Annotated in this window: 8 protein-coding genes, 2 tRNA genes and 2 pseudogenes; 9 read left to right on the top strand and 3 right to left on the bottom strand. The window is 68.0% G+C overall.

All coding sequences use genetic code 11. The features are described 5' to 3' along the window. Positions 1-302 (top strand): hypothetical protein (locus tag B1L11_RS32270; RefSeq protein WP_218671457.1); only part of this gene is annotated, 302 nt, incomplete at its 5' end. 619 nt (positions 303-921) lie between these two features. On the opposite strand, the gene B1L11_RS32275 is transcribed toward B1L11_RS32270, so the two are convergent. Together B1L11_RS32275 and B1L11_RS32280 are read right to left on the bottom strand one after the other, a co-directional pair. Continuing rightward, positions 922-996, bottom strand: a tRNA-Val gene (locus B1L11_RS32275). Between the two features lie 25 nt (positions 997-1,021). Next, positions 1,022-1,093: transfer RNA gene (locus tag B1L11_RS32280), tRNA-Gly, on the bottom strand. A 190-nt stretch (positions 1,094-1,283) separates the two neighbouring features. On the opposite strand from B1L11_RS32280, the gene B1L11_RS32285 reads away from it, so the two are divergent. Beyond that, a complete protein-coding gene (locus B1L11_RS32285; RefSeq protein ID WP_218671458.1) occupies positions 1,284-1,766 on the top strand; it encodes a DJ-1/PfpI family protein in 483 nt (160 codons plus the stop codon). Positions 1,767-1,947: 181 nt separating this feature from the next. Here B1L11_RS32285 and B1L11_RS32290 read toward each other — a convergent pair. Further along, positions 1,948-2,879, bottom strand: a pseudogene (locus B1L11_RS32290) (LysR family transcriptional regulator). Between the two features lie 131 nt (positions 2,880-3,010). Here B1L11_RS32290 and B1L11_RS32295 point away from each other — a divergent pair. The 7 genes and pseudogenes from B1L11_RS32295 to glmS all read left to right on the top strand — a co-directional run bounded on the left by B1L11_RS32295 (position 3,011) and on the right by glmS (position 13,658). Further along, complete coding sequence (locus tag B1L11_RS32295; protein WP_079319162.1) at positions 3,011-3,706, top strand: type 1 glutamine amidotransferase domain-containing protein; 696 nt, start codon at positions 3,011-3,013, stop codon at positions 3,704-3,706. Positions 3,707-4,257: 551 nt separating this feature from the next. Beyond that, positions 4,258-9,372: a LamG-like jellyroll fold domain-containing protein gene (locus B1L11_RS32300; protein ID WP_179155426.1), complete on the top strand. Its 5,115-nt coding sequence runs from the start codon at positions 4,258-4,260 to the stop codon at positions 9,370-9,372. A 111-nt stretch (positions 9,373-9,483) separates the two neighbouring features. Beyond that, positions 9,484-10,329, top strand: a complete 846-nt coding sequence (locus tag B1L11_RS45840) for a hypothetical protein (protein WP_143737699.1) — start codon at positions 9,484-9,486, stop codon at positions 10,327-10,329. Between the two features lie 305 nt (positions 10,330-10,634). Beyond that, complete coding sequence (locus B1L11_RS32310; protein ID WP_079319165.1) at positions 10,635-11,279, top strand: hypothetical protein; 645 nt, start codon at positions 10,635-10,637, stop codon at positions 11,277-11,279. Positions 11,280-11,555: 276 nt separating this feature from the next. Continuing rightward, positions 11,556-11,831 (top strand): hypothetical protein, encoded by a 276-nt coding sequence (locus B1L11_RS32315; RefSeq protein ID WP_079319166.1) that lies wholly within the window; start codon positions 11,556-11,558, stop codon positions 11,829-11,831. Positions 11,832-11,839: 8 nt separating this feature from the next. Next, positions 11,840-12,190: pseudogene (locus B1L11_RS52455) on the top strand (glutamine--fructose-6-phosphate aminotransferase); the annotation flags it as partial. Positions 12,191-12,242: 52 nt separating this feature from the next. Next, positions 12,243-13,658: a glutamine--fructose-6-phosphate transaminase (isomerizing) gene (glmS, locus tag B1L11_RS32320; RefSeq protein WP_256863071.1), complete on the top strand. Its 1,416-nt coding sequence runs from the start codon at positions 12,243-12,245 to the stop codon at positions 13,656-13,658. The last annotated feature ends 73 nt before the right edge of the window (positions 13,659-13,731 follow it).

The raw sequence follows: 13,731 nt of genomic DNA on the forward strand, positions 1-13,731 counted from the left end.
GCGGGCGGGCGCCGAGGGCGTGGACGCCGGGGCGGCGCGGCGCCCCCCGCGTGACGCCGGGACGGGGCGGGGGGGACGGCGGCGGCCTCGCGCTGCTGCGGGACCTGCACGGCCTGTACCTCCTCGCCACCGAGTGCGACCTGTCGTGGAGCGTGGTCGCGCAGGCCGCCCGCGGGCTCAGGGACGACGACCTGCTCGACCTCGCCCGGCACTGCGCCGCCGAGACGGCCGTCCAACTGCTCTGGCTGCGTACCCGGATGCGTCAGGCCGCGCCGCAGGTTCTCGTCGTCCCGTCCTGGTAGTACGGGAAAAGGCCGACAAAGTCCGCCATTAAGAGGAAATCTAGACAAGCGTCGTATGATTTCCGGTGAAATGGATTGTGTCGGGGCGGGGGTAATTGATAGAAGTTTATCTCGGCGCCGGCGACCGGCAGGGATCGGCCGTGCCCATCGCTATACCGGTGCTCACGGCGGGGGCGTACCGGTGGTGGCGGGAATGGCTCGCAGGAAAAGGCGAGCGCCGTGCCGCGATTTCTCGGCGGAGCCGGCCGCATTCGGCGGCCGGCGCCGCCGCGGATCGGCTGGAAATCCGCACAGGCCCGAGCGCGTCACGCGCCGCTCGCGGAGACGGGCAGGTCCTCGAGGCGGATCAGGCCGTATCGGCCGCCCGAGTTCTCCTTCATATCGGCTTGCGAATGGCGGAACTGGGCGCTGCCGGAGTCGTACGAGTTCCTGCGTGGTGGACGCGGCCCGTGGGGGCGGCGAGCGGGCCGTGCCGGCCGATGATCCGGTCGAGCGACCGTGAGGCGACCGGCGCCATGACGATCGGGGGCGCCGTCCCCACGCCGGACTCGCGTCCGCTGCAGGGAGGCGACCAGGTGGGAAACGACGAAACCCCGGCCGCGGCCGGGGTTTCGGTGGCTGGTGGACGATACTGGGATTGAACCAGTGACCTCTTCCGTGTCAGGGAAGCGCTCTCCCGCTGAGCTAATCGTCCGTGCCCGGATCTCGTCCGGGCTCCGAGCGGAAGACGGGATTCGAACCCGCGACCCTCACCTTGGCAAGGTGATGCTCTACCACTGAGCCACTTCCGCAGCCATCGCTCGGGGTTTTTTCCCGGCGACGCGTGAACAACTCTAGCGGATCCCGGAGGGTGCCGGTGCCAACTGCCTTCGATCCCCAGGCGCCCACGCGGCACGTGACCGAAGCGGGGCGAGACGTTGACCTGCGGGGGAGGCCGCGCGCAGGATGAGGCGGCAACGGTACGCAGGAGGGGGTTACGCGATGGCGAAGGTGCTCATCATCACCGGCGACGCGGCCGAGGACCTGGAGGTGATGTACCCGTACCAGCGGCTTCTCGAGGAGGGCTACGAGGCGCGCATCGCGGCGCCGTCCGCCAAGAAGCTGCAGTTCGTGGTGCACGACTTCGTCGAGGGCTTCGACACCTACACCGAGAAGCCGGGCCACACCTGGGCGGCCGACGTCGCCTTCTCCGACGTGAACCCGGACGAGTACGCCGCGCTGGTGATCCCCGGCGGTCGTGCCCCCGAGTACATCCGCGGCGACCGGGACGTTCAGGAGATCGTCCGCCACTTCGCGGACGCCGGCAAGCCGATCGCCGCACTCTGCCACGGGCCGCTGGTGCTCGCCGCCGCCGGTGTGCTGAAGGGCCGCGAGAGCAGCGCGTACCCCGCCTGCGCGTCCGACGTCGAGAACGGCGGCGCACGTGGGTCGACAGCGAGGCGCACGTCGACCAGAACCTCGTGACCGGGCGGGCCTGGCCCGACCACCCGGCGTGGATGCGCGAGTTCATGAAGGTGCTGCGCGCCGCCGCCCCGGCGACCTGATCGCCCGCGCCGCGCCTGCCGCCGGACCGCGCGGTGCTCGCCGTGTTCGCCGAGCCCGCGCGGGCCGCCGGCGCCGGGCCCGTCGCCGAACTCGGGCCTGGCTACCACTCGCGCGCCGAGGCGAGCAGCACCTCCCGGACGAGGGAGACATGAGGGCTCTCCGGCGCCCCGCGCGGCGGGCGAGAAACGGGGTGTTTATGGGCGCGTCGCCGGGGTCGAGGAGCGGCACGACCTCCCCCGTGCGCAGCTCCCGAAGGCACAGGTAGCGGGGGAGGACGCTGATCCCGGCACCGGCGGCGACCGCGGCCAGCACACCGCGAAGATCCGGCACGACCACGGCCGGTGACATCGGCGGGCGCGTGCGGAACACGTGCCGCCAATACCTGCGGACGATGGGCAGGTCCTCGGCGTAGGCGACCAGCGGGACATCGCGCAGGGGGCCGGGATCCTCGCAGCCGACGGGGCCGATGCGCGCGGCCCAGGCCGGCGCGGCCACCAGTACGAACTCCTCGTCCATGAGCGGTTCGGCGACGACCGATCGCCCGCGCGGACGTACGGCGGAAAGGACCAGATCGAAGCGCCCGGCGCGCAGTCCGTCGAGCAGGTCGTCGGCGAGACCGGTGGTCACCCGCAGCCGTACGCCCCGATCCACCAGAGGCGCCAGGGCGGGCAGCACCCGCACGCACAACAGTTCGGCCGGACCGCCCAGATGCACCGGCTCGGAGGAATCGCTTCCCGGCAGGCCCCGTTCCGCGACCGCGGCCAGAGCGTCGAGAGGCCCGGCGACCTGTGCCGCCAGTTCGTCGGCCACCGGGGTGGGCGCCACCCCTCGCGGCAGCCGTTCGAACAGCTGGCGCTCCAGTTGCTGTTCGAGGCTGCGTATCTGGCCGGTCACGGTCGGCTGGGACAACCCGAGGAACTGCGCCCCGCCGGTGAGGGAACCGGCCCGGTAGACGGCGAGGAACGTCCGCAGCAGCGTGAGGTCCAGCGGGCCGCGATCGGGGACCGGCTCATCGGATTCCTGATGGGTCATAGTGACAACGCTATTGGTCCTCCGATGGCATGGCGACCTACTGTCTGATCGTCGCCGCCGGCGAGCCGCCAACGGCCGCCGGCTCATCGCGCCTCGCGTACGCGCCGAGGCCCGTCGAGAGAGCTACCGCAATGGCACAGATCCTTTTCGTCATGACCGGCGCCGACCGCCTGAGGCTGGCCGACGGCACCTCGCACCCCACCGGCTACTGGGCCGAGGAGTTCCTCGCGCCGTACCGCGCGTTCACGGAGGCGGGGTACGAGGTCGTCGTCGCGACCCCGGGCGGCGTCGTGCCGCCGGTCGACCCGGCCAGCTTGGCGCCGGAGTTCAACGGGGGACAGGAGGGCGCGGACGCCGTCGCCGCGGCGCTGGAGGCCGCCGTGGAGCTACGCCGCCCGATCGCACTGGAGAAGGCCGACCCGGGCGAGTACGCGGCCGTGTTCTACCCGGGCGGGCACGGGCCGATGGAGGACCTCGCGTCCGACGCCGACTCGGCCCGGTTGCTCACCGCGGCGATCGGGTCCGGCACGCCGCTCGGCCTCGTCTGCCATGGTGTGGCCGCCCTGGCAGGCACCGCGGACGGTGACGGGACCTCGCCCTTCGCCGGCTACCGCGTCACCGGCTTCACCAGGGCGGAGGAGGAGCAGGCCGGCCTCGCCGACCGGATGGAGTGGGTGCTGGAGGACCGGCTGGTGGCGCTGCGCCTGCGCTTCTCCGCCGGCGAGCCGTGGGCGCCGCACGTCGTCGTCGACCGCACCCTGCACACCGGGCAGAACCCGGCTTCGTCCGCCCCGCTGGCCGCCGCGCTGCTGAAGACGCTCAACTGACCCCGGCCCTGGTCCTGTCGTGGCACTGCCTGCCGCCGACGGTCGCGCCACTGCCTGGCGCGGGACAATCCGACGACTCTGATCGCATCCAGGAACACGGGCCGTTTCCGAGCGGCGGGAGGAACCCCTCCCGCCGCCTCTGTTCGTGCCGGGCCTGCCGTTCCGCGTACGAGGCGCTCTTCTCCATGCTCGCCCCGTTACGGCGAACGTATGTGGGAAATTCAGATTTCCCGAATTCGCCGACGTTCGCCGCCATATGGGGGCTCATCTGGATATGTGCCAAATTTTCGCCCACCAGGTGTTGTGCGTATCAGCGCATTGCTGATACAAGATCACGTGACATCCCACATGCTTGCGAAAGGGGTATTTGTGAGAGAAAGTCACGAAGGGTTCTCCTCGCATTACCGAGGGCTTCCGCACGATGGTCGGGGAGGAGTAAAGCGCTGGTAGCGGCCCTGGCCGTGGCGGCGCTCACGGCGGGGGGCCTACCAGCGGCTGCGGAGGACAACGAGGTCGGGCCCAGTGCGGCTCCGCAACCGGCTGCTCCACCGTTGACGCAATTTCCGAAACCTAAGGATCCGGACGCCCCTTTACGAGAGGCGATCGCGGAGGCGAAAAAACAAGGAAAGCCGGTGCCGGTGCCATCGAAGGACACCGAGACGAGCTGGACCTGGGCATATCCCGATTCTCATCTCACCACGGAGACCTGGGCGGGACCCGCTCGCGTCAAGCAGTCGGATGGAACGTTCCGCTGGATCGATACCACGCTTGAGGAGCGCGACGGTGCACTTCGGCCCAAGGTGGCTAAGGCGGACGTCCGGATAGGCGACGGTGGTGACACCCACCTGGCGTCGCTGGAACGCGCCGACAAGGGGCAGTCGTTCGCGATCGACTGGCCGACCGTGCTCCCCAAGCCCCGTGTCGAGGGCAACAAGGCGATCTACGATATCTCCACGTCCGGCTTGAAGGCCGACCTGGTCGTCACAGCCCTGGCCACAGGCTTCCGGCACGATGTGGTGCTGCGCGAGAGGCCCACCGGCCCCGTCGAGTTCCGGCTTCCGGTACGGACCGAGGGGCTCAAACTGGGCAGGACCGAGGCGGGCGGGCTGAAGCTCACCGACGCCAAGGGCAAGGTCGTAGCCTCCGCGGCCGAGCCGTTCATGACAGAGGCGCCGAGCACGGACGCGAAGTCCGCACCGAACACGCGCGGCCGGATCGACGCCGCGCTGGTCGGCAAGAACGGTGCCCAGACCCTTGTGATCAAACCGGATGCCGGGTTCCTCGCGGACAAGGACACCACCTACCCCGTCACCGTGGATCCCACGGTCTCCCTCACGCTGGCGAGGGACGTCTCGGTGCAGTCCTCCAGTTCGAGTGCCGGGGACGAGACCGGATCGACTCTCTACGTCGGCAGCGGCACCTACCTGCAGGCGGAGCGCCGTTGCAGCGGCAGCGTGTGCACCACCACCAACAAGATCTACCCGGACTTCTTCCGGACCTATATCGACTTCGGCAGCGACACCGGCGCACTGGCCGGCAAGTACGTCGACTCCGCCACCCTGCAACTGGTCGGCTCCTACACCGGCCCGTGTGTGGGCCGTACCATCACCGCGTCGCCGATCACGTCGTCCTGGCTGTCGGTGTCGTATCTCCGGCGCCCGTCCACCTCGGCCACGGGTACGGTCACGGTCACGCCGAGCTGCAGTTCGAACGCCGTGACGAGCTTCAACGTCACCCAGATGGTCAAGGACTGGGTGACTGGGAGCGGGTTCTACGGCGTGGAGCTGAAGTCGGCGGAGGACTCCCGCAGCAGCTGGCCCGACGACCCGAACCCGATCACGGCCCAGTACTGGTCGTTCAACTCCACGGAGGCGGGTCAGAACCCGCCGAAGCTGAGCGTCAACTACCTGCTGCCGCCGGAGATCCCCACGGTGACAGGGGAGTCGATCGACTCGATCGCCGGCAACGACGCCATCTCGCGCACCAGCGACGTGAAGGTCAATTACTCGTCGACCTCGGTCGACGGTAAGAACATCGACTACCTCGTGTCGATCTCCGACCCGACCACGCCCATCCCGGTGCCCACGACCAGCCCGTCGCCCGACCCCAGCCCGACCCCTACTCCCTCGCCCTCCCCGTCGAGCACGCCGTTCCCCGGCCTGGTCGCGGCGTACGGGATGAACGAGGGCACCGGGACAGCGGTGGGCGACCAGTCGGGCACCGGCAACGCCGGCACGACGAGCGGCACGACCTGGGCGGCCGGCAAGTTCGGCCAGGCGCTGTCGTTCAACGGCAGTTCCAGCATGGTCACCGTGCCGGACTCCCCCTCCTTGCGCCTGACGAACAAGATGACGATCGAGGCGTGGGTCAAGCCCTCCATCGCCACGAGCTGGCGCTCGGTGCTCATGAAGGAGACCTCCAGCAGTACGTCTTACGGCATCTACTCCAACACCACCGTCGGCCGCACTTTCGTCGGACCGACGAGCTACCTGCAGATCGGCGGCAGCGTCACCAGCGTCAGCGGCCCGAGCGCCCTGCCGACCGGGGCCTGGAGCCATATCGCCAGCACGTACGACGGCAGCGTCATCAAGACCTACCTGAACGGCAGCGTGGTCGCACAGAGCAACGTCAGCGGCACCCTCGCCACGAGCACGGGGCCCCTGCACATGGGCGGGAACGGCATCTGGGGTGAGTACTACGGCGGTCTCATCGACGAGGTGAGGATCTACAACGGCGTCCTCACGCAGGGGCAGATCCAGTCCGACATGAACACCGCCGTCGGCAACACAACGACGGTGGACAATCCGCCGTCCGCTCCGGGGACGCTGAATGCGGTCGCCGGGCCCGACACCGTCGACCTGTCCTGGGGCGCGGCCACCGACGACCATGGCACGGTCACCTACCAGGTGCACCGCTCGACGACCGCCGGCTTCACCCCGACGGCGGCTACCCGCGTCGCCACGGTGAACGGCCTGACCTACAGCGACAGCGGCATGGTCCAGGGCCAGTACTACTACCGGATCGTGGCGGTGGACAACGCCGGACAGGCTGGTGCTCCCTCGAACGAGGCGGCGGCCAGGACGTCGGCGCAGCTCTTCCCGCCGGTCACCGGGTCCCCCTCAGGGCAGGTGGTGAGCAACGAGTTCAAGCTGGGCAGCCCCGACAGCTTCAAGTTCAAGGTCAAAGCCTGTCTCAGCGGCATCACCCCCCGGATGTGCAACGAAACCCCCTATTACCGCATCACCACCGACGCTCCGTACGTTCCGACCGATACGGAGACGGGACTGGCCGACCCGCAGGCGCCGATTCTGTCGGCCATGGTGGCACGGCCCTCAGGCGGTCCGGTGACCGCACGGTTCTACCTCTACAACAGCGTCGGGCAGCCGGTGGGGGCCGTGCCGCTCATCGAACGGACCATCCCGGGCCGTGAGCGCATCTCGGTCGACGTGCCGGAGGGACTCCTGCAGCCCGGGCAGACCTACACGTGGCAGGCGCAGTCGTGTGCCGTGGAAGTCTGCTCCTCGAAATCCGCTCCGGTGAGCTTCACGATCGAAGCAGTGGACGGTGAGACGAGTCCTGAGCCGATCCAGCAGAGTCTGACGCTTGGCCAGAGCAACTTCGTCTTCAAAGCCGCGAAGAGCAGTGCCACAGCCTGCGGTGGTGGCCCGTGCGTTCTCCAGGACTCCGACAAGATCACGGTTGGAGGTGAGGGGGAGGACAGGGTCGTCTCCGCATTCGCCCTCAACATGTCCGAGGTGCCGGACGGCGCCGTGGTGACGAGCGCGGTTCTGGATCTCGGTAGTGCCGCCTGCGCGGGTGCACCGTGTCCAGCTGATGCGACCGTCGTGCTTCGCCCGCTCAAGGCCGTGGTGACGTCCGAGACTACAGGAGCGCAACTCGCTGGGCTCGTAACCGGCGGCGACTATTCGATGCCGATAGCCGGCCCGCAGGCGGATATCGCAGGGGACGAGTTCTCCTGGTTCTCGGTCGAGACGAATCAGGCGACTCCGATCACCTTCGGAGAGGCAGACGCGCAGAGCCGAGTAAGCCTGAAGATCTCCTACATTCCCGCGGGGCCGCCGAGCTCGGTGATGAACCTGGTGGCCGACGCGGGTGACGGTTCCGCGACCGTGCGGTGGGGAGTGCCGGAGTCCAACGGCTCCATGTCCATCCTGGACGGCTATGACGTGGAGGTCTTCGACCCCAGCGGTGACCAGTTGGACCACGTGGAGACCGAAGACGCGACGGTCGGAATCGACGGCCTCACCAATGACGTCACCTACACGGTCAAGGTCCGGGCGCGTACGAGGTTCGGGGCCGGCGAGTGGAGTTCGGTTACGGTCATGCCGAAGCCCCTGCCGTCGCCGTGCGACACGGACACGTATACCGACGCCGTGCGCGACTATTACCAGGCACAGGATGCGGTGCTGGACGGCGAAGCCCCCGACGTGTGGGATGTTCCCAATGTCACGCGCGAGTCGCCGATCGCCGCGTCGCTTTCCCTGCTGAACGCTCCTCTGGTGAGAGCTCACCAGGCCATGTCCGACTCGGCGATCACCCGTACTGACTCTCAGGTCGTCCTGAAGAACGTGGTGGTGTCCCAGGCCGCCGACGGCGAGGTGCAAGTGGCCGCCGAGGTGGAACGCAGGTGGACCGAAAGGAACACCACAAGTGGCGAGACCGAGCCGCACGAGAGCATGGACAAGGTCGTTCACACCTTCGACGCCTGCGACGATCTCAACGCCACGCTCGATGTCGTCGATCAGAACGAGGACACGAGTGACTTCATCGACACGGGTGCCGGTAGCGACGATGCGGACGGCGACGGCGAAGCCTACCTGCGGAGCCTGCACAACCAGTCGGCTTCGCTCGCGGGTGGGAGTACGACGACACGTCGCAGCGACTCGTCGGCGAGTCCCGGCAGCCCGTTGACGGGGAAGGGCGCCATGCAGGCGCGTACGGGCGTTTCGGCAGCGGAGACAAGCGTCTCGACGGCGCGATCCTCCTGCCCGTACTACTCCTGGGGCCTCACCACTGGAACGCCCACACGGTCCTACCGCTACACGAAGGGGACTCTCTTCCAGGTCGCTCACAGTGGTTGGTGGCGCGTGTGCGACCCGCGGCAGGACGACACCGAGTGGGTGGTGGACAAGATGGGGGCAGTCTCGACCTTGTACACCGATTCCTGGTTCTGGAAACCGACGAAGAAGGACCCCAAGACCAAGAAGAACGTGCTGGACAAGGCTGCCCAGAAGCTCAACAAATACATACTCGCCAACTCGTCCGTCGATGTGAACAGCGCCCCGTGCTTCCGCAGTCAGGCCACCACCTACACCATCGAGGTGTCGGGAGCGTTCGGGTTCCCGGATGCCGAGGTAGCCGGCGGTATCAGCCTCGGGCGAACGGCAGGAAAGGACTGCGGTTCCACCGTGGAAGAGCCTGGTGAAAGGCTTGGCGGGACGATCTCGAAGAGAAAGGCCGCACTCAGGACCACCCTATGGGTCTCAAGTGATTCTGCCGTGGCGAACTGCTTCCAGAGCGCCGGAAACACCTGCAGCGTCGATCGGTTCCGCCAGACATCGGCTGGGAAGCTCCATCTCAGAAAGGGCCCGGGAAACGTGGCGTTGAAGAGCATCGTCCTCAACAGCGACTGGGTCTGGTACTAGCCTCACAGCCCAACTGATTGTGGTTGACTGACCTCGGGGCGAGGCGCTGCTCCGCGCCTCGCCCGAGCCGTCGAGGAAATTTGGTGCCCGAGCATCATGAGGAGTGTCGGTATGCGGATGCGTTCACTCGGCGCGCTCGTCGTCGCCCTGCTGTCCATCAGTGCCTGTGGTGATTCGGAGGCAGCGAGCGCTCCGCGTCCGTCGGCACCGTTTCCCGATCATGCGGAGCTGGTCGTGAAACTCGCCGCTGTGACGACGAACCCGGGACGACGGCTGGATTTGCGCAACTGGTACAGGGAGCCGCAGGGAAGTGGCTACCGGATAGGGGCGACGGGTGAGTTGTGGTCGGGCTTCCGGGGGCCGGTACGTATTTCCCCCAGCTCTTACGCTGTCACCTTGGACGCGGCAGGGAAAGTGGTCCAGGTGCCTGAGCCGTCGCCGGATCCGATTTCCCGTGTGCTCCTCGGGCTGGGAACGGGAGCCGGCTTCGGTACGGCGGCGAAGGGTGACGGCAGCGCCTGGGTACTGAAGAGACTCCCGTCGGGCCTGACCGTGGAAGCGATAATCGAGTTCAAGAAGCCGGTGACGGAGAAGGCCCTGGGCGTGGAGAACGGCCCTCCTGAGCGTGTACTCCTGTCGAGGTCCCGCAAAGCCGGCTCGCCGCTCTACTGGGATGGCGACGAAGGGTGCGCGCCAGGCTCTCGATGCGTGGAGTGGTCGTCCGTGAACCAATTCAGAAGTTGGGTCGCGCGGCTCGCCGGTACCGACGAATCCAATCTGCGGAAGTTCGGACTGGCACTGGGAGAGCTGAGAAAGGCGGCTTCGGACGGGCTGATCTATGGAGTCATCACGGAATCGTCGCCGAGGCGCCTGCGTGAGATGAGCCGCGACAAGAACGTGCTGGGAGTGTGGATCACGGATATGTGGCCCTGTCCGAAGAAGGAGTCCTGCCCCTAGTAGAACGTCGTCGGCTCGTCGTGGCGGTCGTTGGTGCCAAACGTCGGCCTGGGATGGTTTCGTAGCCTTGAGGCTGATTCAACGCCTGGTCCGCGCGCTGAGCTACCGAAGCGGATGCGGGTGATCGGGTCGATCGGCCTGGCGATATGCCTGGTGCTGGTCGGGGTTGCTGCCTGGTTCGTTTCGACAAACGCTCGTCGTGCACACCGGATGCTGGCGGTTCTCGGGAATGCGGTGCAGGTCGCCCACCCGGAGTATTTGTGCGATTAGAACCTCCAGACGGAGTTTTCTCTCTCACTCTCCCCTTGTCCTTCGAGCGGCAGTCCTCCGGCAGCTCCGGCGGTGGGCGGGAGGTGGTGGAGAACGCGCTGGGCGACCTCACCACCGTCCCCTCGTTCCCCACCACAGACCTGACCGGGTATCTGCGGGCGTTCGCCGGTGGCCGGGGTCATGAGCCGGCTGCGAAGAAGGCGGCGGAGCGGCAGATCAGGGGGCTGGGGCAGTCGGAGTGGGCGACGGCCCTGGTGGAACTGGCGAGCCCTCTCGCCGAGCGGGACCTGGTCGAAGAGATGAAACCGTATGGGTTCGGCCCTCAGGACAGGGACAAGTATTTCTTCCTGTCGCCGACGGTTCCGGCCGCGGCGAAGCCGGTCTTCTGGTCCGCCCTCGACGGGTGTGCCGATCGTGGGTTGGCCGGGTGCGACGATCCCGCCGCGACGAAGCAGTTCCAGCAGTCGGCCGGCCTGCTGACCGAGGACGATCGCCGTAACCTGCGCAGAGTCGGTCTTGATCTGGACGTTCTTCGCGCCGCCGCCTCGGAGGGCCGGGTCTACGGCTTCATCGTCAACTGGATGACGAAGGACGACCTCTTGGGCCTGTTCGGCAAGCCGGACGTGCGCGTCGTCCACGTCGTCGAGATGGTGCCGCGAACCGACCGCGTCCCGAGCTGAACCAGTGCCCCGGCCCGGCTGGTTGAAGGGCGCGTCGTCCGGCCCTCTGGTGGAGCCTTTTGCCGGCGACGTATCCCAACCTCAGCGGGTGGCCCACGGGTCTGTTGCCCCTCGCCGACGACCCCAGCGTCATGTCGCTTCGTGTGGCCGACATCGTCGTGGACGTCTGAGAAGGCCACAGGGACGCCGCTGCAGGACGATCTCTGGACTGATCCTGCCCGAAAACGGGCAGGAAACTTGTTAGTCGGCATCGGTGCTGCGTTAGGGTCCTGCTCTGTGTCCACGGCACGGCATCCCTTCGAGGATCTGATCGGCCACCTCACCCGGACCACCTCACTGGGGCCGGGTGAGGCGGCCCGCGTGGTGGCCGACGTCCTGACGTACTTCGGCGAGCCCGCGGAAGAGTACGTGCGGCGCCGCCACGGCGAACTCAAGTCGAGGGGGCTCACCAACGACCAGATCTTTCCCAGAATCTCCGCCGAGCTCGCGGGAAGACGTGTCGCGGCACCGGAGCTGACCCTGCGCCAGCTCCGGCGGATCGTTTACGGATAGGAGCGGTTATGTGCGGAATCGTCGCTTATGTCGGGCCGAAGGATGCGGCGCCCATCCTGCTCGAAGGTCTCCAGCGGCTGGAGTACCGGGGCTACGACTCGGCCGGCCTCGCCGTCGTGAACGCCAAGAGCCTCAAGACGCGCAAGGTCAAGGGCCGGGTCGCCGACCTGGCGGCGGCGGTACCCGCGAAGTTCAAGGGCACGAGCGGCATCGGCCACACCCGGTGGGCCACCCACGGCGCGCCCAGTGACGTGAACGCGCACCCGCACCTCGACCAGGAGCAGCGGATCGCCGTCGTGCACAACGGCATCATCGAGAACGCCGACGAGCTGCGCCGCCGCCTGGAGGGCGAGGGCGTGAAGTTCGAGAGCGAGACCGACAGCGAGGTGCTCTCGCAGCTCATCGGGGCGCATGGTGAAGGAGACCGACTCGCTGCGGGAGGCCGTCCTGCGGGCGCTCAAGGGCGTGGTCGGCACGTACGGCATCGCCGTCATCGACGCGCAGCGCCCCGGCGAGATCGTGGTGGCGCGCAACGGCAGCCCGATCGTGCTCGGCCTCGGCGAGAAGGAGATGTTCGCCGCCTCCGACGTCGCCGCGCTCATCCGCTACACGCGCCAGGTCGTCCACCTGGAGGACGGCGAGCTCGCGGTCATCAAGGCCGACGGGTTCAACACGTTCACGAGCGACGCCAGGGAGACGGCCAAGGAGCCGTTCACCGTCGACTGGGACGCCGGTCACTACGACAACGGCGGCTACGAGCACTACCTGCTCAAGGAGATCTCCGAGCAGCCCGACACCGTCGCCCGCACGCTGCGCGGCCGCATCGACGACCGGTTCCACATCGCCCATCTCGGCGGTCTCAACATGGACGCCCGCGAGACCCGCTCGTTCCGCCGCGTGAAGATCATCGGCTGCGGGTCCGCGTACTACTCGGGTCAGATGGGCGCGCAGCTCATCGAGGAACTGGCCCGCATCCCCGCCGACGCCGAGCCCGCGTCGGAGTTCCGCTACCGCAGCCCCGTCGTCGAGCCCGACACGCTGTACGTCGCGATCAGCCAGTCGGGTGAGACCTACGACACGCTCGCCGCCGTGCAGGAGCTCAAGCGCAAGGGCGGCCGGGTGCTCGGCATCGTCAACACCGTCGGCAGCGCCATCGCCCGGGAGACCGACGGCGGCATCTACCTGCACGCGGGTCCCGAGGTCTCGGTGGCCTCCACCAAGGCGTTCACCTCCACCGCCGTGGCGTTCGCGCTGCTCGCCCTGCACCTCGGCCGCGTACGCGACCTGTCGCCGGCCGACGGCCGACGGATCTGCGAGGGCCTGCGCCGGCTGCCCGAGCAGATCAAGGAGATCCTCACGCTGGAGGACCGGATCAAGGAGCTGGCGAAGAAGTACGCCGACTCGCCGGGCATGATGTTCGTCGGCCGGGTGCGCGGCTACCCGGTGGCCCGCGAGGGCGCCCAGAAGCTCAAGGAGATCTCCTACGTCCACGCCGAGGCGTACCCGGCGAGCGAGCTCAAGCACGGCCCGCTCGCGCTGATCAGCCCCGAGCTGCCGACGGTCGCGATCGTCCCCGACGACGAGCTGCTGGACAAGAACCTCACCACGCTGGGCGAGATCCGGGCCCGGCACGGGCGCATCCTCATGGTCGGCCACCGCACCTCGGAGGCGGCCGACGACTGCATCGTGGTGCCCAAGAACGAGGTCGAGCTCGACCCCATCCTGCTCACGATCCCGCTGCAGCTGTTCGCCTACCACGCCGCCGTCGCCCTGGAGCGCGACGTCGACCGCCCGCGCAACCTCGCCAAGAGCGTGACGGTCGAGTAGGACCCGTTCGTCCCGTACGCCGCGCCCACCCGGCGCGGGCCGTACGGGCATGTCCGGGCCACCCGCATCAATC

This window comes from Microbispora sp. GKU 823 (assembly GCF_002027145.1).
Classification (GTDB): Bacteria; Actinomycetota; Actinomycetes; order Streptosporangiales; family Streptosporangiaceae; genus Microbispora; species Microbispora siamensis.